This window comes from Serratia sp. PAMC26656 (assembly GCF_016469055.2).
In the GTDB taxonomy this organism is placed as follows: Bacteria; Pseudomonadota; Gammaproteobacteria; order Enterobacterales; family Enterobacteriaceae; genus Serratia; species Serratia plymuthica.
Genome location: NZ_CP150486.1, coordinates 2,527,739 through 2,552,623 on the forward strand (window position 1 = coordinate 2,527,739; position 24,885 = coordinate 2,552,623).

At 56.0% G+C, this 24,885-nt stretch carries 20 protein-coding genes and 1 pseudogene; 8 read left to right on the plus strand and 13 right to left on the minus strand.

Translation table 11 applies throughout. The features are described from left to right. Position 1: 1 nt before the first annotated feature. From JEM67_RS12985 to JEM67_RS13010, 6 genes are all read right to left on the minus strand, one after another. Complete coding sequence (locus JEM67_RS12985) at positions 2-5,173, minus strand: RHS repeat domain-containing protein (protein ID WP_199639227.1); 5,172 nt, start codon at positions 5,171-5,173, stop codon at positions 2-4. 164 nt (positions 5,174-5,337) lie between these two features. Continuing rightward, the gene (locus JEM67_RS12990; protein ID WP_199639229.1) at positions 5,338-6,321 is read right to left on the minus strand and encodes a hypothetical protein; all 984 of its coding nucleotides are present in this window, start codon (positions 6,319-6,321) and stop codon (positions 5,338-5,340) included. Positions 6,322-6,457: 136 nt separating this feature from the next. Continuing rightward, positions 6,458-6,970, minus strand: a complete 513-nt coding sequence (locus tag JEM67_RS12995) for a hypothetical protein (protein WP_199639231.1) — start codon at positions 6,968-6,970, stop codon at positions 6,458-6,460. Between the two features lie 322 nt (positions 6,971-7,292). Then, the gene (locus tag JEM67_RS13000) at positions 7,293-7,670 is read right to left on the minus strand and encodes an AAA family ATPase (protein ID WP_199639233.1); all 378 of its coding nucleotides are present in this window, start codon (positions 7,668-7,670) and stop codon (positions 7,293-7,295) included. 163 nt (positions 7,671-7,833) lie between these two features. Further along, positions 7,834-8,154, minus strand: coding sequence for a hypothetical protein (locus JEM67_RS13005; RefSeq protein WP_199639235.1), 321 nt, complete (start codon positions 8,152-8,154; stop codon positions 7,834-7,836). Between the two features lie 5 nt (positions 8,155-8,159). Then, complete coding sequence (locus JEM67_RS13010) at positions 8,160-8,999, minus strand: hypothetical protein (RefSeq protein ID WP_199639237.1); 840 nt, start codon at positions 8,997-8,999, stop codon at positions 8,160-8,162. 37 nt (positions 9,000-9,036) lie between these two features. On the opposite strand from JEM67_RS13010, the pseudogene malI reads away from it, so the two are divergent. Next, positions 9,037-9,669 (plus strand): annotated as a pseudogene (gene malI, locus JEM67_RS13015) (Mal regulon transcriptional regulator MalI); the annotation flags it as partial. On the opposite strand, the gene JEM67_RS13020 reads toward malI, so the two are convergent. Beyond that, the gene (locus JEM67_RS13020; RefSeq protein WP_199639239.1) at positions 9,666-10,541 is read right to left on the minus strand and encodes a LysR family transcriptional regulator; all 876 of its coding nucleotides are present in this window, start codon (positions 10,539-10,541) and stop codon (positions 9,666-9,668) included. The pseudogene malI and the gene JEM67_RS13020 sit on opposite strands and share 4 nt — an antisense overlap. A 257-nt stretch (positions 10,542-10,798) precedes the next feature. Here JEM67_RS13020 and ampC point away from each other — a divergent pair, with 257 nt between their 5' ends. Next, complete coding sequence (ampC, locus tag JEM67_RS13025) at positions 10,799-11,935, plus strand: class C beta-lactamase (protein ID WP_199639241.1); 1,137 nt, start codon at positions 10,799-10,801, stop codon at positions 11,933-11,935. A 9-nt stretch (positions 11,936-11,944) separates the two neighbouring features. Here ampC and JEM67_RS13030 read toward each other — a convergent pair whose 3' ends face one another. Further along, positions 11,945-12,874 carry a LysR family transcriptional regulator gene (locus JEM67_RS13030; RefSeq protein ID WP_199639243.1) on the minus strand — a complete coding sequence of 310 codons (930 nt, stop codon included), beginning with the start codon at positions 12,872-12,874 and terminating at the stop codon, positions 11,945-11,947. Between the two features lie 101 nt (positions 12,875-12,975). Here JEM67_RS13030 and JEM67_RS13035 point away from each other — a divergent pair, with 101 nt between their 5' ends. Then, on the plus strand, positions 12,976-14,133 hold the full coding sequence (locus JEM67_RS13035; protein ID WP_199639245.1) for a serine hydrolase domain-containing protein: 1,158 nt from the start codon (positions 12,976-12,978) through the stop codon (positions 14,131-14,133). Positions 14,134-14,178: 45 nt separating this feature from the next. On the opposite strand, the gene JEM67_RS13040 is transcribed toward JEM67_RS13035, so the two are convergent. After that, entirely contained in the window at positions 14,179-15,702 is a 1,524-nt protein-coding gene (locus tag JEM67_RS13040; RefSeq protein WP_199639247.1) for a YdgA family protein, read from the minus strand. Between the two features lie 143 nt (positions 15,703-15,845). Beyond that, on the minus strand, positions 15,846-17,024 hold the full coding sequence (gene manA / locus JEM67_RS13045; protein WP_199639249.1) for a mannose-6-phosphate isomerase: 1,179 nt from the start codon (positions 17,022-17,024) through the stop codon (positions 15,846-15,848). Between the two features lie 551 nt (positions 17,025-17,575). Here manA and JEM67_RS13050 point away from each other — a divergent pair. Both JEM67_RS13050 and fumC read left to right on the plus strand, forming a co-directional pair. Beyond that, positions 17,576-17,896 carry a hypothetical protein gene (locus tag JEM67_RS13050; RefSeq protein WP_199639251.1) on the plus strand — a complete coding sequence of 107 codons (321 nt, stop codon included), beginning with the start codon at positions 17,576-17,578 and terminating at the stop codon, positions 17,894-17,896. A 274-nt stretch (positions 17,897-18,170) separates the two neighbouring features. Beyond that, positions 18,171-19,568 (plus strand): class II fumarate hydratase, encoded by a 1,398-nt coding sequence (gene fumC / locus JEM67_RS13055; RefSeq protein WP_199639253.1) that lies wholly within the window; start codon positions 18,171-18,173, stop codon positions 19,566-19,568. 60 nt (positions 19,569-19,628) lie between these two features. On the opposite strand, the gene JEM67_RS13060 is transcribed toward fumC, so the two are convergent. After that, on the minus strand, positions 19,629-20,297 hold the full coding sequence (locus JEM67_RS13060; RefSeq protein ID WP_233527868.1) for a peroxiredoxin-like family protein: 669 nt from the start codon (positions 20,295-20,297) through the stop codon (positions 19,629-19,631). 100 nt (positions 20,298-20,397) lie between these two features. Between JEM67_RS13060 and JEM67_RS13065 the strand changes: the two genes are divergently transcribed. From JEM67_RS13065 to JEM67_RS13075, 3 genes are all read left to right on the plus strand, one after another. Beyond that, the gene (locus JEM67_RS13065) at positions 20,398-21,288 is read left to right on the plus strand and encodes a LysR family transcriptional regulator (RefSeq protein ID WP_199639255.1); all 891 of its coding nucleotides are present in this window, start codon (positions 20,398-20,400) and stop codon (positions 21,286-21,288) included. A gap of 1 nt (position 21,289) precedes the next feature. Then, positions 21,290-21,979, plus strand: coding sequence for a helix-turn-helix transcriptional regulator (locus JEM67_RS13070; protein ID WP_013812757.1), 690 nt, complete (start codon positions 21,290-21,292; stop codon positions 21,977-21,979). 93 nt (positions 21,980-22,072) lie between these two features. After that, positions 22,073-22,441 carry a VOC family protein gene (locus JEM67_RS13075; protein ID WP_199639257.1) on the plus strand — a complete coding sequence of 123 codons (369 nt, stop codon included), beginning with the start codon at positions 22,073-22,075 and terminating at the stop codon, positions 22,439-22,441. Here JEM67_RS13075 and tus read toward each other — a convergent pair. Together tus and JEM67_RS13085 are read right to left on the minus strand one after the other, a co-directional pair. Beyond that, positions 22,431-23,369, minus strand: a complete 939-nt coding sequence (tus, locus tag JEM67_RS13080; protein ID WP_199639385.1) for a DNA replication terminus site-binding protein — start codon at positions 23,367-23,369, stop codon at positions 22,431-22,433. The genes JEM67_RS13075 and tus overlap by 11 nt on opposite strands. Positions 23,370-23,525: 156 nt before the next feature. Further along, a complete protein-coding gene (locus tag JEM67_RS13085; RefSeq protein ID WP_199639387.1) occupies positions 23,526-24,791 on the minus strand; it encodes an MFS transporter in 1,266 nt (421 codons plus the stop codon). Positions 24,792-24,885 lie beyond the last annotated feature (94 nt).

Genomic DNA, 24,885 nt, shown 5'->3' on the forward strand with positions numbered 1-24,885 from the left:
CTCATGCCCAGCCGTACCAAGTGTGGAATGTCGACGCGCCCAGAGATCTCAGATGACGCTTGAGGCTATCAGCATCGGTGAACGTCGAAAGCACTCCTGTTTGACGATCGAGGATTTCCAGAGAAGTGCCGTTGCGGCGTGCTGCAACCAAGTGGCCAATGCCAGTATCGCGCTGAATGCCGAGCGCGATTTTGCCCTGGTCCGGTAATTTATGCAGCTCCGTCACGAGTCCGTCGAGGGAGTGTTGGGTGTGGTACACGGCGTTACCATTGTGGACAATCTTCAACGCCTCGGTCATATCATCGAGCTTCATGCCGTCCCTGCTGATGCTTTCCACCCCCTCTGGGGACAACCCGAGCCTGCTCACCGTTTCGGACTCTGACAAGCCGGACAGGGCAGCGACAGTATGCAGGCCGCAATCGTTCCGCGTGCCAGCATTAAACGGGGTAGTATCGCCCCCCATGTTCCCCATTATTACCTCCTTGGTCGGTGCCGACGGTTGCGGCGCTTCTTCGGCGGGCGGTGCCGCTGGATGAAGCGCATCTTCCGGTAGCGGTGCAGACGCTTCTGGTGTGGGTTCTGCCGGGGGGGCAGAGGGTACCGATGGAGCCGTATCGGCGGTATCGCCGATGGCATCGGAAGCCGCATCTTCGGCCCCATGTGCGAGCGCCTTTTCACCTGCTCTTGCCGCCTCATCCACACCAATGGCCGGATCTTCAATCGCCTCACCGATCTGAATAGCAGTATTAATAATTGGCATTACAGGTTTGAGTACTCTTTCAACGGGTGCAAGTACGGCATGGACTGCACCATCTATCGCATGCTTGATCTTGCGATCGGCTCTCAACAGTGACCGGATCGGATGGAAGTGATGACCGGTCGGATCGATGTGATTGATCGGATCGCCGACGCAATAGCTGTAGGGATTGATCCCGCCAGCCCCGAAGGGGGAAAGGATATCCGGGGCCATGAAACGCTTCAACCCCGGATGATACAACCGATAGCCATTGCCAAGGTGATAACCGGCAAGGTTATTGCTCTTGCGCTCCCCATTATAGCCCAACGTGCTCACCGAGCCGTCAAGGCTCGCGTTTTCACCGTAAGGACCATAGGTGAGCGTTTCATGATGGCTTGTGCTTTCAACGCTGAGGATCGATCCGCTGGCATCCGTGCCGCTGAGATAGATGCCGGCATTTTCTCCGGACCGTACTTGCGCGGCATTGCCGCCGATACCGTTAACAAAACGCACATTGCCATCGGACGCCAGTTGATTAAGAAGCGTGGCGCCGCGATAGAACAACGCCGTGCCATCATCGCTGATCAACCGATCGAGCGCATCATAACCGTAGTCACTGGAAACTCCATTCGTCCCTTTTTTTGCCGAGAGCAAACGACCGGGATTGATGTTCTGATCATAGGTGAATGTACTTCCTTCGCCATCATCCACCAGGCATCCCGCATTATCGTAATGCAGGGCGATATCGGCCGGATATGCCGGATGCGTATGGGTAACCCCTTTCAGTTGGCACGGATCTTTTGCCTCATAAGAGCAGGTCATATCATCGGAAGAGCCATCCTGATAATCGGTGCGAACTGATTGCAGATTATCAAAAGCGTCAAACGAGAATGTCTGGTGCCTGATTGCCAGGCCTTTCGCATCGGTCACAGGCTCCGCACCGCTGCAATTGTAGGTCTTGAGTCGATTGCGTTCGTCATAAACAAAGTCTTCTGTGCAAACCTGTTTCCCTTTCCGCACCAGAGAGCGACTTTTCAGCAAATGGTTCGGGAAATAATCCAGCGTCTGTGACCATGTGTTGCCATTGCTGCTGACAACGGTACGGGTATGTTCGCGATCCTCCTTATCCCAGCTGACTGTCGTGGTAAGGGTCAGATTGGGAGCGGTCTTCAGATCCGTTGCCTCCCAGCTGTGGATACGGCCGAGTTCGTCATAACTGACGTTGAGCCGAACGTCACTGTCGATTATGGAAGTCGCCCGGCCGTAGCCGTCCGTCTCATTTACCTTGCGCATGACACCGGTCACATCGGTGTAGCTTTTCAGCTTACCCAGCACCGTATATTCATACTGCGTGGGTTTTCCGCCCTGAGAGAAGGTCTCGCTGAGGAGGCGTCCCGTCCTGGCATCTGCCGTGTTCTGAATGGACGAAGTGCCGGACACACCTGTGCTGGCAGCAGATTTAAGCCTGCCGGTCTTCGGATAATAGGCATAACTGGCATGGTCAGCCACATCCTCCATGGACCGTGAAGTCAGTTTGCCTTTCAGTTCTTTCAGGTAGGTTAGTTTGACCGTTGTGCCGTAGGGCGATGTAACGGTTGCCGGACGTGAGAGGCTGCCCGATACAATGTCATAGGTCGAGGACCATTCGCGCCCGCCCGCACTCTGGCTCCTGATGCGGCCCAATCCATCAAAGTCCCGGGTCCCTATCGAATGGCCGTTCACCTTCAGTTCCTTCACCAGGGACGACGGTGACGCCGCGAAATACCGCCGGCTTACCACCGTTGCCTTATTATCCTCACCGGTGACTTTGGGCAATGTCGTGGCCGTGACCCGCCCGAAGGCATCGTAGACGTAGGTGGTGATACGGCCCCGTTCGTCTGTAAACTGCCGGAGACGATTCAGCCCGTCGTATTTGCCGATAGTCTGACTGTATGGCTTGGCGCCAGTCTGACTGCCGGCGGAAAACAGCGCCGCTGTCACCGATCGGTGACGAATATCCTTGGTCACCACAGTCTTGCTCGACTGAATTGTAGGTTTTCCTTTGCTGGCGCTGTAGGTTGTCGTTGTCAGCGTGATGGGATCGTTGACGGTAAAACTCTGGATATCGTTGAGGGTCGTGACACTATCGTTCTGTCCCCAATCATCGAAAGTCATGGTCGTCGCGACCTTGGCGTAGGGAAGCTCATCGGCCCCGGTCAGAAAATCCTGGCTGATCGCAGTGATAACGCGGCCAGCATTGTCATAGGTTCTCGATTGTATGGGTTGCCATTTTTGCCCGCCTGCCAGTTTGACCTGTCCCTCCACCGGAGCACCTGCCGCATCGAAACGGACGCATGTCTGGTTGCCGAGTGCATCCGTACCCACAATCACGAAGGGAGATGTCGTGCCTATCTCATAGTCAAATTTGCGCTGATTAGCATATGCGGTTCCCACGGCCGACGTGGCTGACTTAACGCGACCGATCGGGTCGTAGCTGGCCGCCGCCTGAACACCCAGCGCGTCCACGACCGTGTTTATGCGACCGCTGAACCGCGATGCATTTTGCGTCTGGCTGACAGGCGGCACTTTCTCGTCATAGGTGCTGAGTGTGATGGTGCGGATCAGGGTCTTGCCGACGACATCCGTGTCCATCATCGCGTGCCGTGTGAAATAGACATCCGGTGTTGCGTCAGCGTCGGGATAGTGCGTATCGGTTGTTGATATCAGCCGTCCGAACTCATTTGTTTTCGACGTTTTGGTTGTCTTGGTGGCGTCTGCGTAATCGTAGGCGCTCTTCGCTAGCAATTGCGTTCCGTAGGAATGGCATTCCTCGACTTTAAAGACCGCTGTCATGTCCAGCGGCAGCGAACTTTTAGGACGGCTGAAGCTGTCATAACGATACTGCACGGTACTTGTCTGGAGATCGTCATAGTCGGAATCGGCAGGCGTCGTCGTTATCGATTTGATGAAACGCCGGATGCCGTTGGCGATATTAAAGGTATTGGGATCCCCCGGACAACCGACGCCTGTTCTCGGGTCGTGCGTCTCGCCGACAGGTGGGTAATACGTCCAGATCGTCGATCCGAGGAAAGTCTTATCGTTATTGACATCAATGCAATGACTTTCCTGCAAGGTCTGGTTTCCGTCGTTGTCATAAACCGTCCGGGTCACTTCGCTGCGGGTTTTTTTGACGGATTTGCCGTTCTCTTGCAGTGTTTGTTCCCAGCTCGTGGTGCTGAGGCTCGGGAACTGCACCGTCGGATCCTGATCGCCGTATCCCTTGTTCTTCTTCAGATTGTATTCGATGGTTTTACTGACCGTCGTCGCAACCTTACCGCCCCGAGTTTTCTGCGTCACTTCCCCGGTCAGGGAGTGGAAACGATTATAGGTGCGGGAAACGGTGGTCAGTACGCCTTGCTTGTCGTCATGCGTTTCGGTGGACGTGTAGACGTAATTGTCGTCCGTACAATCGTAGAGACAATCCGCATTTTTGCGCCATTTGGCATTGGAATTAAAGCCCAGGAAGTTTTTGGCGCTGTAGTCATACGTCAGTTCCATATCGGGCTGTCCGGCGCCCGGCTTTGTAACGAAGGAGCGAACGTATGGCAGCCGAGCGGACTTCAACGGCTCGGGTGCCGATTGCGGAAAACTGTGTCCCTTCCCGGACGCGTAATTTGCCAGCACCTTGAAACCACCGGGCGAAGTCAGCGCATTCGCCCATTTCCCCCAAATCTTTTTGTCCGGCAGTGCGGCGTCATATTCTATCTGCCACCGCAGAACCAGGTCAGTAGAGGTCAGTGTCTTCTTCGACTCGATCTTTTGCAGGTACCCCGTCGAGAAAAATAACTGGACCAGATAACGCTCGTCATCGCCCTCCGGCAACACCGTGATGCGAGTCGTGCTGTTCGTATTGTCCGGATAGGCGATCGAGACCAGCGTGGTTCCCTGTTCGTCGGCGATGGACTGCAGCCGGCTGTAGGACGCGTTCCATACCAGGTTAATCAGGCGCCCTTCCGCTGAAATGATCCGGGTCGGCACCTTGGGCTGGCTGCCGTTCGGGATCTGGCCGAGACCCTCAAGGATCTCGATCCTGCCATCCTTATAGGTCAGCTTATACCGGTTTTCCTGTTGCTCTATGCTGACGTGCCTGAGTTTTTGTTGCTGGATCTTCAGCTTGCCGTCGACCTGATACTGCTCCCCGGTCGCCAGGACCAGTTGCCCAGAAAGGGAATCGAACGTGGTCAGGCCGAGCGAAAAACCCACGCCGAAGCCCACATTGGCGGCGTTCATCGGTGAATAGCTCAGCATCAGCGGAATGGCCGGGCCCAGCAGGTTGTTCGCGATCAACTTGCCGATCGTGATATTGATGCCGAACTGGCCTGTGCGGGGGTCGACACCGCCGGACACGGCGCTGGAAAAATTAAAGGCCTGCGAGAAAAACAGCGTCTCATTACTCATGATGTCACCTCGGTGCTGAACAACCATCTGAAAAGAAGGAATAAAAGGGCTGTTGCTATTGCGGAGTCCCGACGGGCGCCGTAAACAGAAATCTCCCGCCCTCGCTTGCGAGCGGGGGCGCCGGTATCTTTTACCGGGAAACGATCTGCGCTATCGCAGGGCGCTCAGGAAAAAACGAGCCGCCAGACCATACCGCTGTCTTTGGGAGGGACAGGTGAGGGGTCGGATGGGGCATAGTACCCGGTATACACCAGATGGATTGATGTCTGATCAATGGGTTTTGTATTCGCCATAAGGTATTTACCGCTCGCCTGGTTGACCAGAACGAACGCCTGCGTTTTCCATAAGGGTTGCAGCAAGAACGTAGATGGTTTGTTGGGCGGATATGCATGAATGTCCTGGCTCTTGAACGAAACCGGATTGCCGGGGTCACCGCTGCCGGCATTATTTTGCGTAATCGCCAGGTTGCTTTCACTATTGAAGAGGTAGCTGTCGTTAACCCAGCTCGTAAAACCACGCGACATCTGATAATGAGAGGCGGGATATGGGAGCCGTTCATCGGGATTTTCCTGTGTCGCCGCCCGCCCTTCGTAGCCCTGACCGTCGGCAGAAGACATCTGGAACAATGGACCGTACAGACTATTGATCAGCTGGAAAGTGCCAGCCGGCTTGCTCTGGGCTCCAGTGCTACTCGGTGGGACGATGGGCGACCACGGTTCCTGAGATGAAGGATAATGCAGATCTGCGTAATTCGGCAGCTGTGAGTTCAGGGAAAACTGGCCGACATTGCCGAATTCATCATAAAAGGTAACCGTGATCGGTGTAAAAGAATAACAGTAAGTATTATCACTTCTTGCATATAGCGAAAATATCAATGAATATCGAATCGAATAATCATCTTTTGCGCCGATATCAATGTAGTTAACATCAATTACGCTATATTTAACTATCTGTTCTTTTTCATCGGATGCCAACCAAATATAAGCGTCGGTGTTGAACCCGTTTTGTATTGAATTTGCGTAGGGCTTCGTTCCGTTTGGAAAGCCGCCACCAAAGTAGACTTGCCCCGTTTGGACTGGTGAGGTTCTGTAATAGAGTTTTCCGGTATAATTATTAACGGATACTCTCCCATTATACTGACGCCACATGTAACCGATTGGTTTATTATAGCCTGAAATGAAATCGTCGCTATCATCTGGATGGGGGACATAGGCCAGGCCACAGGTGACGTCCTTGTCACTGTAGTGTGGCGAGGACAGCGAAGAAAAACTGAAATAGTTATCGTCACCCCCCCCCGTCGGTGGATGGCCGAGTTATCGCGTAGGTCCAGGTGTTTCCCGAACCGGTGGTGATCCTGAAACCTATCTTGAAATTCTGCAGGACTGAGCGGCTCAGAACATAGAACGTAACAGCGCTGACGCCACTGTAAGCCATGGCTGTTTCAGTCCCGGTGCTCAGAAAATCATTCGGCTCGCTGCAGTACGCCCAACCAGTAAAACTGGGTAGGTTGTCGATCGTCGGTGCATGGGGAAGATGAGTGAGTGCCTGCTCGTAATTATTGTAATCTATCAGCGTTACAGCATTCTGCAAAACACTCTGTGGAATATCAAGAGCCGCTCCTGCATCGTCCATTGGGGTAAAACCGATGACGATCCTGACCATATTCAGCCCGTTGTCATAAACGGATGCCGGCTCGCCGGTTGTATTATCGGGCTCAAGATATTTCAGTGTAATGTCAGTCCAGTTACTATATGCACTGTCGTTATTTGACGTGGCATCCGTAATTTTTCCGCACATAAGATGATTCTCCTTATTATTGGAAATTGAATAATTAAAATTCATTAGCTATATTGAATAGCGATGCGCTTTATTAGCGTAGATTAAATATTCCGCATCTCTAAAATTCAGCTTCGTTTTGCGGGGAGAGGTCACAAACTTAGGAAAAATAGTATATTAATAACAACCGACGTACATCACTACTTTTGCAGTGAGATACAGGAAGTCCCGGGGGGGACAAAATTTTCGGCGGTTCCGGCGTAGCCCGATGGAAGTGAAGCTGCGATTTGCTACACTTGTTTTATAGTACGAGGCTGAGGCCTGCTGACGAAATATAATCCCGCTACCTGTCCCGAAGTCCACCGAACTCGAACACCGTCGTGCGATCGCCTACCTCTTCCATGCTGGGGCGCCGTAAATCATTTTTGAGCCTGGGGTGCCCAATCAAGACGATAGAAATATTTCCTTTCGCATCGGTCGCAAGTTCAAACAGGCGTTTCAGTGAGGTCAGGGTTTTCGGGTGTAGATCGTGGGCATCATCGATAAACAAGGCCACCGGCTTCTTTGCCTTGCGAAACAAGGCCTGTAGCTCACGCGCCCGTTTCTCTGAATCGCCGGGAATCTTGACCGTTTTCTCTGTCGAGAGATCATAGAACAGCGTGGCATCAAGTAACGATGCGGTGAGTTTGGTCTTGTCCAGACTGAGAGAGCGGGCCACCATGACCTTGCCCTCCTTTTCCAGGGTCGGCGCATAAGCAAAGTTTTTCCTGAGCCGATAACCGCCTTGAGATCCCGGTGAATTTACTCATGGTAGTCGGTCTCGAAATACCCGGCATCAACCGGTTCACACTGTAGGCCATAGTAGTGCATAACTTCGGTAAGCATCAGCCAATCCTTCCTTTTCGCCCCGCTGGAAAGCGGCCGCGAATTGCCGCAATAATCGCGGGTCTGAACAAGATTTCGTCCAACAGTTGCCCAATGAATGTTTGATCTTCTGTCTTGAGTTTTGCCAGCGGCAAACGCAGCTCATCGGCAATGGCCTGACGCGCCGCAAACTGGGTCGGGTACGCCAGTTCGCAAAAGGGATCAGGTCCCACAAATGGCCGTGGCGATATCGTCGATGATGTTGAACTCGCATTATCCAGCACCACAATGTCCGCTTCACCGCTGACGGCGGCCAAAGGGATTATGAGTTTGTTGGCCAATGAACTTATCTGCTCCGCACGGGATTCCCGGCGGCTTTTGCGGTGTTTACGATACCGGTGGAGAGGGATGGGACCGCCAACCGGCAGAAAGGGGCCAAACTGCTCATCATCCCGTTCGGCAAACAACGCCTGATCGAAAAGTCCCCACCAGACCACCACGGTTTCACCTGCCAGTTCGGCATCAAGTTGTAGGTGACCCCCGCCACGGTCAGCCGGCAGTCGATACCGACAGTGCTGCGTTCAGGCTCTCTGGCAAATGAACAAAAACGTTCCCAGGAACACATCGAACGCAGGCCACTGATTTGCTGCCTGGATTGCCAGTCCTCAAGACGGCTGTGAGGTTCGTAACGATGTTCCCTGGCGTTATAGGTTGCAAGATAGTTTGCCAGCCAGCGATTGGCTTCGGTTTCAGTAGCCGGTTTGTGGAAATGATAAGGTGTTTCATGGGCTTCCTTCACGGTGCGAAACGGCTGCTCAACCTTGCCTTTGCTTCTCGCTGTTGTGCGTCGTCCATCCGTCCCACGGGGTTTATGAAAAATCACCGTCACGCCAAGGCAATCCATGACACGTTTGAATACCGCCGATTTCCCCACCGGTCCGTTGTCGAGCTGAAGGGCCTCCGGTATGCCCTGCAAGGGAATATCCAGCTCCGGTTTTTCGCTCATGGCATTAAACAAAAACCGCAGTGCCGACTCCACGTCCTCACCATAGACACAGCGATATTCCTGGTAGCTCACACCGCTGCGATCATCAACCACGCTAAACAGCATCAGCGTAGGAGCACCTTGCCGGTCAGGATCGATCCAGCCCGGCGTTTCCAGCTCTTTGAGAGCAGAGGGGCTCATATCAAAGTGCCATAACGCATTTGCATGTTCGGCGGCGGGCCTGAAGGAAAAGGCTGCAGAGCAGGGCGTTCCTCTGGTGTGCGCCGCGCGTTCGAACGGGCTGGAAGGCGTCGACGTGGTGCGCCCGGACAACATGCAGGCCGCCAAGATGGCCACAGAATTCCTGATCAAACGCGGCCACAGCCAAATTGCCTATCTGGGCGGCCAGAGCAGCTCGCTGACCCGCGCGGAACGGCTGGGGGGCTTTTGCGCCACGCTGGTGCAGTATGGCCTGCCTTTCCGCTCCGAATGGATTGTCGAATGCGATGACCATCAGCGGGCAGCGGCGGAGGCGGCGGAAAACCTGCTGCGCCAATACCCGAACATCAGCGCACTGGTGCGTCACAAGGCTTCGGTGGCGTTGGGCGCTTATTTCGGCATTGTGCGCAGCGGGCGCAGCATAGGTTCGGAAGGCGTGGACACCTATTATGGCCAACAGGTGGCGCTGATTGGCTTTGGCGACGTGCCTGAAGCCGAACTGACCGAACCGCCGCTGCCCCTGGTGTTCGGCTCGGCATTGGAGGTTGGGCGCAGCGCGGCTTCACGCTTGTTGCAGCGGATTGGCGACGCCAGGCTGCCGGCGCAAAACGTCATGCTGCCGCCGCAACTGATCGAGCGCGGTTCTGCCTAAGCCTGTTCTTGCCGGGCCTGCTGTTGCAGCCAGCCTTCGAAGGTTTTCATCGCCGGGGTCATTACGCGGGATTTCAGGCGGGTCAGCCAATAGCCGCCTAGGTTCGCTTCGGCGGCAAAAGGGCGCACCAGCAGCCCTCCCTGCAACTCTCTGGTGAACATACTGGCGGGAGCCAGCGCCACACCGCCGCAGTTTATCGCGCCCTCGACCATCAATCTCGACGCATCGAACACCGGGCCGTTAATGCGCCAGGGGGCGATCTGCGCGGCGGCAAACCAGCGTTCCCATTCATCCTTGCGATAACTGCGCATCAACAGCTCGTTTTTAAGATCTTCCGGTGAACGCAGCCGCACGGCGACTGCCGGCGGGCACAACACCGTCAACGGGGCGTCAAACAGCTTGATATTGCAGGTCGCGGGCCACAGTCCCTCGCCGAAGCGAATGGCGAAATCCATGCCGTCCGCCGACAGATTAACCAGGTTGTTGTTGGTCAAGATGCGCAGATCGATAAACGGATGGGCCTCCCTGAACGATGCCAGCCGCGGCATCAGCCAGCCGACCGCAAAGGTACCGACCACCGCAATCGTCAGTACCTCATGAAAATGGCCGCCTTCAAACTGCTGCAGTACCGACTCGATGCGGTCAAAGGATTCGGTTAACACCGGCAGCAGCGCCTGGCCTTCTTCGGTAAGATCCAGACCGCGCGGCAGGCGCTTGAACAGCACAATGCCCAGTTGTTCTTCCAGCATTCGCACCTGCTGGCTGACGGCAGCCTGAGTCACGCTCAGTTCCAGCCCGGCGTGGGTAAAGTTAAGGTGGCGGGCGGAGGATTCAAAAGCACGCAGTGCATTCAGCGGCAGTCGGTTACGCATAACAACCTATAAGTTTTTCTTTTGGCTAGGTGAAATTATTATCGCTTGTCAGGTGAGGGATAAACACCGATATTTTGCGCACTCGTTGCGGTTATCCTGCAACGAGCCAAGGAATAATCGATGCCCATGCCTTTCAGGCCGCAGCGTTGTTGGCTGCAACGTGAAATTCACCGGGTATAATCACTCAAGGATAGGGTTACGCCGACTGACAAAAAAATCTATTGGCGGCGGCCCTTCAACACAATGAGCTTGTTATCATGAAGAGAACCCATAAGCTGGCGGTAGCGTTGCTGACCGCACTGGCGATACCGGCAGGCCATGCCGCAGATAAAGCCGACATCGATGCCATCATTCAACCGCTGATGCAGCAATACGGCGTGCCGGGCATGGCGATCGCGGTATCGGTGGAAGGAAAACAGCAGTTTTATCATTATGGCGTGGCGTCCAAACAAACCGGCAAACCTATCACCAACCAGACGCTGTTTGAAATCGGCTCACTGAGCAAAACCTTCACCGCCACGCTGGCGGCCTACGCCAACGATGAGGGCAAACTGTCGTTCGCCGAACCGGCCAGCCGTTACCTGCCGGAGCTGCGCGGCAGCGCGTTTGACCATGTCAGCCTGCTGAATCTGGCGACTCACACCTCCGGACTGCCGCTGTTTGTGCCGGACGAGGTGACCAACGTCGCGCAGCTGATGGCCTATTACAAGCAGTGGCAGCCGCCACAACCGGCAGTCAGTACCCGCGTTTATTCCAATCTGGGTATCGGCATGCTGGGGATGATCACGGCGAAAAGCCTGAACCAACCCTTTGCCCAAGCGATGGAGCAACGCTTGTTCCCGGCGCTGGGGATGACGCACAGCTACATTAACGTGCCGACCGGCCAAATGGCGAATTACGCCCAGGGCTACAACAAAAAAGACCAGCCGGTGCGGGTCACTCCGGGACCTCTGGATGCCGAATCCTACGGCGTCAAATCCAATGCGCAGGATCTGATCCGTTACCTCGAAGCCAATATGCAGGTCACGAAGGTAGGGGATAAATGGCGCAAGGCGCTGGACGAAACCCATACCGGCTATTACCGGGCGGGGGTATTCACCCAGGATCTGATGTGGGAAAGCTACCCTTATCCGGTGGAGCTGGCGCGCCTGACGGAGGGCAACAATGCCGGGATGATCATGAACGGTACTCCGGCGACTGCCATTACACCGCCGCAACGGGAGCAGGGCGCAGCCTGGTTCAATAAAACCGGCTCGACCGGCGGCTTCTCTACCTACGCGATGTTTTTACCCAAGCAAAAGATTGCCGTGGTGATGCTGGCCAACAAATGGTTCCCGAATGACGATCGGGTTGCGGCCACCTACCGTATCGTGCAGGCGCTGGAAAAACCTTAATTCGCCGCCTCAGGGCGCCGCAATGGCGCTCTGGGGCATATCCTGCAACGCCTGTTTCTCACGCATAAAATCAATAAATACCCGCAGCTTGAGCGGCATATGACGGCTGGCGGGGAAATAGATGAAAAAACCGGGCGAATCGCCGGCGTAATCCGCCAATACTTCCACCAACTGACCGCTTTCCAGTTCGCGCTGCACCGTACCGCGAAAGCGCTGGGTCATGCCTAGCCCCGCCAGCGCGGCGTCTTTTATCAGCCGATCCTCATTGAAAATCAGGCTGCCGCCGACCTCCAGCGTCAGATGCCCGTCATTCTGCCTGAAATACCAGGGCTCAAATTTGCCGCTGCCGGGGAAACGGTAACGCAGGCAATTATGCTCGCTCAGTGCCGCCGGCGTAAGCGGGACGCCGCGCTGCATCAGATAGCCGGGAGAGGCGATCACCACCCGCCGTTGACCGTTATCGATCGGCACCGCAATCATGTCTTTCTGCAACATCGCGTGCATACGGATGCCGGCATCGAAGCTGCCGAGCACCAAATCGGAAAAATGGTCGTCGGTAAACAGCTCAAGCTGGACTTCGGGATAACGTGCCTGAAACTCCGCCAGATAGGGCATCACCAACAGGGAAGCGGCCAGTTGCGGCAAGGTTATGCGCAGCAGGCCGGAAGGTTGCCCGCGCAGGGTGTGGAGATCGTCCGCCGCCACGTCGATTTGGCTCATGGCCGGTGCCACCCGCTGGTAAAAAATCTTCCCTTCATCACTCAGCCGTACCGAGCGGCTGGTGCGGTTGAACAGCCTGACGCCCAGCCGCGCCTCCAGTGCGTGAATGTTTTGCGACACCGCCGGTGGCGTAACGCCCAACTGGTTGGCCGCCTGGGTAAAGCTGCCCAGCCGGGCGACGGCTTCGAAGAACGGCAGCAACTGCAACAGTGAGCTCATCGATGAATAATCCCTGCTTAATGATTCGTTAAGTAATGTGGCATTTAATTTTATGATAGACGCAGTAGACTGATTTTATTACCCCTGATAGAGCAGAAAAAATGTCGACAGTGAATCAGTTATTAGCGAAAAGGGTGCAGGCGGTCAGCCAGCGGGCGATCGACGAAGGGCGCATCGTGGGTAGCGTAGTGCTGGTGGCGCAACGGGGCGAATTGGTTTATGCCGGAGCCGCCGGCTACGCCGACCGCGAGTTACAGCGGCCAATGCGGCGTGAAACGCAGTTTCGTCTGTCGTCGGTGTCCAAGCCTTATATCACGCTGGCGGCGATGCGCATGATCGAACAACAGATGCTGAGCCTGGACGATGCGGTAAGCCGCTGGTTGCCGTGGTTCACCCCGGCGCTGGCCGACGGTAGCCGCCCGGAGATTAAAATCCGCCATCTGCTGAGCCACACCGCCGGATTGGATTACCGCTTTAATCAGCCCGCAGAGGGATCATACCAGCGGCTGGGTGTTCAAGACGGCATGGAGCTGTCGTCACTGACGCTGGAACAGAATTTGCGGTTGCTGGCGCAGGCGGAGCTGTTGGCCGCACCTGGCAGCATATTTAATTACTCACTGGCGATCGACGTGCTGGGAGCGGTGCTGGAGCAGGTGGCGGGCGTTCCGTTGTCGCAGCTGTTCGGCGAGTGGGTAGCGCAGCCGCTGGGCTTGGGTAATACCGGTTTTTACACCGCCGATGCCGATAATCTGGCGAAGGCCTATTACAACGCTGCCGTACGGCCCGAACCTATGTACGACGGCATGGTGTTGGCGCTGCCGGAAGGGTTTGGTTTTGATATAGAACTGGCGCCATCGCGGGTGCTTGATCCGCAGGCCTTTGCATCAGCCGGTGCCGGCATGGTCGGTGACGCCGACGACGTACTGCGGCTGGTGGAGACGCTGCGTACTGGCGGTGAGGGCATTTTGCAGCCGGAGACCGTGGCGCTGATGCGCCAGCCGCACGTTGGGGCTGAAGCCGAGGTTCAGGGGCCGGGCTGGGGATTTGGTTTCGGCGGCGCGGTTCTTGCGGATGCGCAACTGGCGGCCACGCCGCAGCATAACGGCACCCTGCAATGGGGCGGCGTGTATGGTCACAGTTGGTTTTACGATCCGCAGGCGGCGTTAAGCGTGGTGGCGTTGACCAACACGGCGTTCGAAGGCATGAGCGGATTGTATCCGCAGCAGATCCGCGATGCAGTGTACGGGAGAGGGGAATAAAACCGGGGCTCCGTACAGGAGCCCCGGCGAACAACGATTTATTGCTTACTGTGCCGGTGCAGGAACTGCGTCCTGAGCCGGCGCTTCATCTTGTGCCGGCGCACCCAGCAGGCCAAACATGCCGATGAACTCTTGCAGCGTCATTTTATTGCCGTTCAGATCAACCTGGTTGTCGGCGTAGTGGAAGCTGCTGCCAATCACGTCGTCTTTCAGGGTGGTCAGTTTGAACATCTGGCCCATCGCCGCCAGCCCCTGCACCTGTTGCTGTGCCAGTTTTTGCGCTTCTTCCGCGCTATAGCCTTGCAGCAATGCCGTCTGTGAGGTGGTTTCGGTGGCCATCGCGACCGGAATGCTCAGGCTGGCGTCCAGTTTTTTCACCGAACGGGCAATCAGCTGGTCCGGAGATTGTGCCGGGGAGCCGGCCTGCGCCGGATCGGTCAGGTCCAGATTCAGGGTAAAGGTACTTTCACCCTTGCTGTTTTTCCAGCTCAGCGGGGCGATGCTGATGTTCGGGTTGCCTTTCAGCAGCAGCGGCAGGTTTTGCAGCAAGATATCGGTGGTTTGCTGCTGGTAAGCGACCGGATCGACAGGTTGACCCTGTTGCAGCATCGCCAGCGCTTGCTGGTTGTAACGGTCAGCAAACTCTTTCAGCGACTTGGCGTCCAGTTTGTCGATTTTCAGCGACAGTTTGCCGGAGCCGAAGTCGCTGTTCTGGATTTTCAGCGCATCCATGGTGTAATCGATCTGGCCGTTCAGGTTGCTGTCTTTCTCGCCGAACTTGCTTGCCAGATTAAAGCCGTCCAGCGTCAGGGTATCTTTACCGTCAACGGCAACCTTGATCTGCTTCACCGCCATGTTCTGGTCACCCAGGCTGAGATCGAACTGGCCGGCATGAGTTTGGCTCTTCAGCGTGGCGCCCTGCAAGGTAACCTGTTCGATTTGGCCGAACTGGTTAGGGCCGCTGATCACGGCGCTGTCGCTGCCGGCGTCCAGGGTGAAGGCCTTCATATCGCGAGAGACATCGGCATTGATGGTGGCACCGCTGAACTTCAGCGCCGATTTGTCTTTGGTGTATTCCAGCGGGATCACGTCAATGGCCGACGAGGTGTCGCCGCTGTATGAAATGCGCGAGTCGGCAGTGAACAGCGACTTGCCTTTGGTAATGTCAAACAGGCCCTTGGTTGCCGGGGTATTTTCCAGCTCGGTATGCACCGAGGCCATGCTTGGCAACAGATTGAATTTTTTCAGTTGGGCGAACGGGAAAGGGCCGTGATCGATGGTTTCCAGGAACGCCACTTCGTCGCCGGGTTTCAGTGCGGCATCGTCGGTGGTGACGCTGCCGTCGGCGCGCAGCACATAACGGATTTTACTGCTGAAAATGCCGCGCTGGTAATTTTCATACCCCAGTTTGACACCGGCTTTCGGCAGGTAGGCTTTCAGTTGGCTGTTGGCATTATCAACCACTTCACCCATCCGTTGCTCGATCAGTTTGCCGGTGTACCAGGAAGCCCCGGTCCATGCCGCGCCAAGAACCACAATGACGCTGACAGCGACTAACGATTTTTTCATAGTTCTGTTCATCCTTTATTAAGCCATCTGTTGCAAACAGATGGATGGGCAAGTTTGGGCCAACAAAAAAACGCCCGCAGGCGTTTAATTGTGAAGGTAACCCACTCTTTTTAGCAACTAATTTGCTGAAATTTACCGAGTGACTACGGCAACAGATTATAAACGCGCGCGATTCGGCCTGAACCGCTAACGCTGATCGGGGACTCGAAAGCACCGATAAAGCAGGACTCACCCGGCTTCAGCGCCAGTTGCTGACCCTGTTTTTCCAGCACCGCTTCGCCTTCGACGCAGAACACGATGGCCGCGCTGTTTTGCGCCAGCGTCTGCGGTGTAGCGGAGAGGTCGTGCAGCGAGAAGGCAAAATCCTCTACCGGGATCGGGAAGAACAACTCATCGCCGCGTTTTTCCGGTTGGGTCAGCAGGCCGGAAACCGGCTGCGGACGGAACTGCAGGTTGGCCAGCAATTCAGGAATATCGATAAATTTAGGCGTCAGACCTGCGCGCAGCACGTTGTCCGAGTTGGCCATGACTTCCAGCGCCACGCCTTTCAGGTACGCATGCGGTGTTTCGGCATACAGGAACATCGCTTCGCCCGGTTTGAGTTGTACCACATTCAACAGCAGCGGCGAGAACAGGCCGCTGTCGTCCGGGTAGAAACCGGCGATAAAGCGCAAAGTATCCCAGGGTTCGCCCTGTTGGTTGTTCAGCGCGGCTTTCAGCACCCCTAGCGCCAGCGACTTCTGCTCGCCGCTCATCGCCAGCAAGCTGGCAAACAGCGTTGACAGGTGCGCGACGTCCGGTTGTTGCAGGAAGGCGGCGATATCATGGTGCGCACCGGCAATAGGCTGCAGCAGAGAAACGATGTCTGACAGCTCGCGGAAGCCGTTCATCGCCAGGAACGGGGTCAGCGCAAACACCAGCTCCGGTTTGTGGTTTGGGTCCTTATAATTGCGCTCGGCCGCATCCAGCGGAACGCCGGCGGCGTTTTCTTTGGCAAAACCCACAACGGCGGCGGACTTGCTGGGGTGCACCTGGATCGACAGCGGCTGATCGGCGCACAGTACTTTGAACAGGAACGGCAGTTCGCCGAAGCGGTGGGCAACGTCGGTACCTAGCTGTTTGGATTGGTCTTCATCAATGAGGTCGCGCAGCGATCGCAAATTACCGTTGGCATCCGCCACGCGGGAGCTGCTCTTCGGGTGAGCGCCCATCCACAGCTCCGCCATCGGTTGCCTCTGCGGATTGGCGATGCCATACAGCCGGGTTAAGGCGTCGTGACTGCCCCATGCATAGTTTTGCACTGCGTTGGTCATTTTTTGCATCTTGATAAACATCCTTTGCGTTCGCCGCCAAAGTGGCGGGAGTAGCTAACTGATATAGGGCTAAAACAAGCAGACTCTGCGCACCCATCATACGCTCATCCGATGGCGCTTAATCAGGTGCGCGATCAAACAAGGGGTGCACTTGCGTCCTTCAGACGGTAAATAACATTTGCAGCGCGCTGCTGTTCGGTATTGGCAAAGTATAACGTGATAACAATAAGCGTCACAAATGCCTCTGGCGGTTCGACGGGGTTGCGGTTGGGTAAAAAAACGCCGGTAAAAAGGGATTGTGAAGAGGGTGTTGCACCGGCAGGTTTTGCTCTGGCTATTAATGGAAACGCAAAATGCCATTTTGGCGTTATTTTACACCGTTATATTTCAATGTGTGAATTCTGACGTGAATTATTACTCACTGAATATTTATATCATCATTATAGGTTTTTTTTATTGGCAATCACACAAAGGGCTTAAATCGGAAAACAGTACAGCTATACAGTGCACGTAATTAAATGGACTCTTTGAGTATCTGCTATTTAAACGCTGAGGCGCTGATGAAAAAATTATTACTGGTTTTAATTATGTGTACTTCTGGCGCCCATGCGGCTGTCGTTGTTACTCATGCTTATGGTTATGCTGTTCGTCGTCCGGTCGTGGTGATGTCGCGCCCGGCGATCGTTGTTCCAGCGCCGGTTATCGTGGCACCGGCGCCGGTTGTAGTGACTGTGGCACCGACGGTAACTCACCCCGTCGCGGCTGCCGCCACGGCGGTCGGCGTAGGGTTATATCGCCATAACGAACGGCAGGATGCTTATGATGAAATCAATCATCTGCAAGATGAAAGGATTAATGCCTACAATCAGCATCATCATTAAATCAATCGCGACAGGTTAGCGAAAATAACTGAACCAAGCGTCCGATGGCGCTTTTTATTGTATTGGCGCATTAATGACGAGCGGACGGGGCGCAGGGGGGAAGCGGCAACGAAATAATAGCCATGCATTAAAAAAGGCAATGAAGAAAAAATGCTGTGAGGTAACTCTCTTAATGCGAATAGTTATTATGTCACTATACTGAATGGGCGTGTCGACGGGCTTGAGCGCGTTGGCGTAATCGTACATTTTTAGGAATTGTACTAAGGAGACAGTGATGGCAGCCGTTCGTATTGAAAAAGACTCCATGGGGCCCATCGAAGTGCCGGCCGATCGGCTATGGGGCGCGCAAACGCAGCGTTCTCTGGCGCATTTTCGCATTTCTTCCGAAAAGATGCCGACGGCATTGATTCATGCACTGGCGCTGACCAAACGCGCCGCCGCCGGGGTAAATCGGGATCTGGGGCTGCTGCCTGCGGAACGCGCCGATGCCATTATCAACGCCGCCGATGAGGTGTTGGCGGACAAACACCCGGACGAATTCCCTCTGTCGATCTGGCAAACCGGTTCCGGCACCCAAACCAACATGAACATGAACGAAGTGCTGGCCAATCGCGCCAGCGAGCTATTGGGTGGGGTTCGCGGCGAAGAGCGGCGCGTGCACCCGAACGATGACGTCAACAAGAGCCAGAGCTCCAACGACGTGTTCCCGACCGCGATGCACGTGGCGGCGGTGATAGCGGTGCGCGAGCATCTGATCCCCGAACTGAAAGTGCTGCACAAAACGCTGAGCGACAAAGCGGAAGCCTTCCGCGATATCGTCAAAATCGGCCGCACCCATCTGCAGGACGCCACACCGCTGACGCTAGGCCAGGAAATTTCCGGCTGGGCGGCGATGCTGCAACATAATTTGCAGCACATCGAAGCCAGCATTCCGCACATTTGCGAGCTGGCGCTGGGCGGCACGGCGGTGGGTACCGGGCTGAACACCCATCCTGAATATGCGGTGCGCGTCGCCAGGGCGCTGGCTGACCTGACCCGGCAGCCGTTCGTTACCGCGCCCAACAAATTTGAAGCGTTGGCGACCTGCGATGCGTTGGTGCATGGGCACGGCGCGCTGAAAGGGCTGGCGGCCTCATTAATGAAAATCGCCAACGATGTGCGTTGGTTGTCCTCCGGCCCGCGTTGCGGCATCGGCGAAATTTCCATCCCGGAAAACGAACCGGGCAGCTCCATCATGCCGGGCAAGGTCAACCCGACCCAGTGCGAGGCGATGACCATGCTGTGCGCTCAGGTGCTGGGCAACGACGTGGCGGTGAATATCGGCGGCGCCTCCGGCAACTTTGAACTGAACGTGTTCCGCCCGATGGTGATCCACAACTATCTGCAGTCTATCCGGCTGCTGGCCGACGGCATGCAGGGCTTTAATGAGCACTGCGCGGTGGGCATCGAACCCAACCGCGATCGCATTAGCCAGCTGTTGAACGAATCTTTGATGCTGGTTACCGCCTTGAATACCCATATCGGCTATGACAAAGCGGCGGAAATCGCCAAGAAAGCGCATAAAGAAGGGCTGACGCTAAAAGCCGCAGCGCTGAAACTGGGTTACCTGACCGAGCAGCAATTCGATCAATGGGTGCGCCCGGAAGAAATGGTAGGCAGCATGAAGAAGTAACCTCCCACCGTTGATCGTCACCGGGGGCGCAGTTCATTCATGACTGCGCCCCTTTTGGTATCAGCGTAAAGCGTCGAGTATCGGCAACAGGCTCAGCGGGTCTGGCCGCCGGGTGTAATCGGCATTCACTTCGGCATAAAGGATTCGGCCATCTTGGGCGATGACATAGCGTGCCGGCATCGGGAGCGTGCCGCTGTCGTCCTGATTTAACGTGGTTAAATCGAGATTGAGTCGGTTGCGATACAGCTCGCGCAGGCTGTCCGGCAGCGTATAACGTAGCCCGAAAAGTGCGGCCAGTTGATTGCCATGATCGCTAAGCAAAGGAAAGGTGAGCGCATTGTCGCGGATTGATTGGCGGTTGCCGCGCGTCGTCTGGGGGGAAATTGCCACCAGTTGCGCCTGGCGGGATCTCAATTCCGGCTGAGCGGCTTCCAGTGCCTGTAGCTCGATGTTGCAGTAAGGGCACCACGCACCGCGAAAGAAGTTGATAATCAACGGCCCATTCGCCAGAAGATCGTGGGAAGACAAGCGCGTATTTTCCGCATTCGGTAACTCAAACGCGGGGGCTTTATCGCCGCATTTCAACGCTCGTGCAGCGGCGCCGGTGGCGTTAAGTTCATTTATTGCACGGCGCATCAGCTCATGATCCTGTGCCTCCAGCGTAAAGGGCAATTTACCGGCTTCAAATTCAGCCTTGAAGGCGTCGAGTTTGTCCTGAAGTTTCATCATGGCTCCTGTTGGGGGGACGTTATTATCGCCATCTTGCCCATTCCTTAACGGCCAGTGTAGACTGCCAAAATAGCTAATGGTTATTCCCTTAAGGAATGATGTGGGCAAATTTTCTGATTTGGAAACCTTTATCTGCGTGTGCGAAACGGAGTCTTTCACCGCCGCCGCCCGCAGATTGAACGTAGGGCAACCGGCGGTTTCAAAAACCGTGGCCCGGCTCGAACAACAGTTGAATACGCGATTGATGCTGCGCTCTACGCACGGGCTGCGGCCCACGGATGCCGGCCAACAACTTTATCAACGGGCGAAACGTATCCTGAATGAACTGGCGGAAACGGAATCCTTGGTTCGGGAAGGCGGAGCGGGATTAAGCGGCAGGCTACGGGTTTCCTCCGCGGCGGTATTTGCCCGAATAGTTGCCTTGCCCGATTTAACCGCCTTTCTGCAAGCCAACCCTCGTTTGGGCATCGATCTGTTGCTGGATGACGGCAATCTGTCACTGATAGAGGAAGGTGTGGATATCGCGCTTTGCACCGGCAGCCTGGACGACTCGACCTTTACCGCTCGCAAATTGGGTGAAATAGAACAATGCGTAATGGGGACCGCAGCTTACTTTTCCTCCGCAGGCGTTCCTCTGCGACCCGAAGATTTGGCGCAGCATGAAATGGTGGTCTATCAACGCCGTAGCGGCGCTGAAAATTGGTCATTCAGCCGGCATGGGGAAACCCGGTCGCTGCGTTTACAGGGGCGAATGCGGGTCAATGCCGCCGAATGCTTGCGTGAGTTGGTGCTGTCTGGATTTGGCGCCACTGTGGCCGGCGAAGGGTTGTTTCGCAGTGAATTGCAAAGTGGGGCCGTTATGAAGGTCATGACCGATTGGCAATTGCCGCCGTTAGAACTCTGGGCCGTATTTCCTGGCGGCCATTTCGCCCCCGCCAAAGCCAGGGCATTCGCCGATGTTGTCCAGCAAGCCTTGCGCAAGGAGTCATGACATGTCACGTACCGAACGTTTACTGGATCTGATGCAGATCCTGCGGCGTCATCGTTATCCGGTCGCCGGCCATGCGCTGGCGCAGGAAATGAACATCAGCATGCGTACGCTGTACCGCGATATCGCCACGTTGCAACAGCAGGGGGCGGAGATCGTCGGGGAAGCGGGGGTGGGTTATGTGTTGCGGCCTGGCTTTATGCTGCCGCCGCTGATGTTCTCGCCGCAGGAAATTGAAGCGCTGGTACTGGGAATGCGCTGGGTGGGGCGGCGTGGCGACACTCAACTGGCCGGCGCGGCGAATAATGCGCTGGCGAAAATTGCCGACGTTTTGCCCGCCGCGCTGCGCGATGAGTTGGAAGCCAACACCCTGCTGATTGGGCCGATAGACGTGGCGCAGGTGGCGGACGAAACGGTGATGTTGATCCGCGATGTTATCCGCCAGGAGCGCAAGCTCGCCGTAAATTATTGCGATCTTGCCGGTAAAGTCAGCGAACGCATTCTGTGGCCGTTCGCGCTTGGCTATTTTGAACAGGCTCGCATGCTGGTCGCCTGGTGCGAGCTGCGCCAGGAGTTCCGTCATTTCCGCCTCGATCGTATCCGTCTGGCGACGCCGCTGGCGCAGCGTTACCCACGCGGCCGCCGCGGGCTGTTGAAAGAGTGGTATGAAACTCAAGGAATTACTCCCCAGTAAACAATAATCACTACTGCCAAAAACTGTCAGCAGGGCGGGCTAATTTATCGCTATCGGGAGCCGCCGGTTCCCTTCAGCCATGAGGACAGTCTGATGACAACCCCAAACATGACTCTGCTTTACGTCGATAGCCCGGAAAAAAGCGTCGTTTTTTATCGCCGGTTACTGGGGCGGGAGCCGGTGGAGTTTTCACCCACTTTCGCGCTGTTTGTACTGAGTAACGGCTTCAAACTGGCGATGTGGTCGAAGCATACCGTAGAACCGACCGCAACGGCTGCCGGTGGTGGCGGTGAGATTGGTTTTCTGTGCGAGCAACCGCAGCAAGTAGACGCGCTTTGTCAGCAGTGGCGTGAGCTGGGGGTGGAGATTATCCAGCAACCGGTGTCGCTCGATTTCGGTTATACCTTCGTCGCCACCGATCCGGACGGCCACCGTCTGCGGGGCTACGCGCTCAACCTGTAGGCGCGTCGGTATACAGATGTAGCCGTTTGACCAGTAGCCGCAGCGGTTTGGCATCCGGTTTGTACTTGTGCTTGACCGTTGCGGCGTCGTAATTGAGCAGTTCGCCAATCTTCGGCACCTGTGCGCCGCTTTCCTCCTGGCACAGGGCGATCAGCGGCAGCGGACAGGGGTGTTGCACCTGTTTTTGCTGCTCCTGATACCACACACGGGCGATCGGCTGTACCTTCACCGGGCGTTTGATTTTCAGCACCGCCTGTTGCGGCAGGCGGCTGACATCATCGATCTCGCGGCTAACCAATTCTGCCCACTGCTCGCGATTATGTGGCGGCACTGCGCGCCCGGCCTTTAGGCTCTTTTCCAACTGAGCCAAAATATCGTCGCGTTTCACGTTTTTGATAATGTGTTTATTGGCCCAGCCGAAGCGGACCGAATCAGGGTTGCTCAGGGGGGTGATGGCGCGATAGGCGCTGAGGGTGATCAGGCCATGCAGGTGAGTGTGGACGAAATCAAACCGCTGCTCCGGCGCCAGGCCCGAATCGACGGTGATAATCTGCTCCAATTCGGCCTTAAGCCGATTAATCAGGGCGATCTGCGCCTGCAATGCCCGGTATTGCGGCAGTTCCACGGCCAGACAGATCACGCCGGGTAAGCGTACCGCAGCCTTGCTGCTGACGTTGTGTTTATTGTGATGGATAAACAGCCGCTGGTAGTGCTCCAGTGCGAGGTCGCGCGCCGCCTGGCTGAGATGCTGCTCGACGGCGATCTGTTCCACCGCCGCGTGCTCTTTGCCTTTCTCGATTTCCGGCAGGCTGAACACCCGTGCCGCCAGCAGCCGCAGCGGGAGGATCTGCTGGTGGAGCGCGGCCAGAGCCTGCTCCAGCTCGGTGAAACACGCATTCATCCTGCCGATTAGACCGTATTTATCCATCATTCACCTCGTATTTTAGTTACAACATACAATAAGAGAACGGCAAACGAAAGGGCAACCTCAGCCACAGTGATAACACCAGGCTCCCAGCGGACCAGCCTGGCAGGGGGATTTAGGTTGTCGCCTGTTTCTGCGCACAGGCGGTAAGGATAGGGGTCAGACGCGCGCCGCTTCCGGCAGTTTCTTCAGATAATGCACTACCAGCAGAGCCAGCAGCAGCATTACGCTGATAAACGCCACTACACCGCTCCAGCCGAAGCTGTGCCAGAACACGCCGCCGAGCGTACCGGCGACGCTGGAACCGACGTAATAGCAAAACAGATAAAGCGAGGACGCCTGGCCTTTGGCGCGCCGCGCCCGGCGGCCGATCCAACTGCTGGCAACCGAATGGGCGGCAAAGAAACCGGCGGTAAACAGCATCATGCCGATAAAAATAACCGCTACCGGCGCCAGTGCGGTAATCAGGATACCGATCAGCATAATCAGGATCGAAGTCAGCAGAACCGGGCCACGACCGAAACGAGAGGTCATTGCGCCAGCTTTCGGTGAGCTGTAAGAGCCGGTCAGATACACCACCGACAGCAGGCCGACAATCGCCTGGCTGAGGTAATAAGGATCGGACAGCAGGCGGTAACCAATGTAGTTGAACATAGTGACAAAGCTGCCCATCAGCAGAAAACCTTCGGCAAACAGCAGCGGCAGGCCCTTGTCGTGCCAATGCAGCCTGAAGTTAATCAGCAAGGTACGCGGGCGTAGCGAACTGGCGCGGAAATGCGTAGAGGCGGGCAAAATGCGCCAGAACATGCAGGCGGCGGCCAGCGCGAACAACCCGATCACCGCCAGCGACACACGCCAGGAGAAGAAATCGGTCAGCACCCCGGTTACCAGGCGGCCGCTCATGCCGCCGATGGAGTTACCGCTGATATAAAGCCCCATCGAAAAGGCGACAAAGCTGGGGTGGATTTCTTCGCTGAGGTAAGTCATGCCAACGGCGGCCACGCCGCTCAGCGACAGCCCAATCAGCGCACGCATCAGCAAGATACCGTGCCAACTGGTCATAAAGGCGCAAATCAGGGTGCATATTGCCGCCAGCAACAGCGCCACCACCATCACCGATTTACGACCGATGGCATCGGACAGCGGGCCGGTAAACATCAGACCGAGTGCCAGCAGGCCGGTGGATGCCGACAGTGACAGGCTGCTTTCCGCCGGCGAGATGCCAAAGTCTTGCGACAGAACCGGCAGGATCGGCTGCACGCAGTACAGCAGGGCGAAAGTAGCCAACCCGGCAGAAAACAGCGCCAGGGTAACGCGCATAAACTGCGGCGTTCCGCGTTCGATGTAAGGGAGTTTATTCAGGGTGGAGCGTTTGGCTTTTGGCGCAGCAGCCGCATCGTCGTTGGCGGCCAGCGTCGACGGCATGCTAGCCGCAGAACGCACAGGGGTTGTCACAGTCTTTCCTTACCGAACGTCGGGAGATTTAAACCAGCACATCATGGGTTAACAAAATGATAGG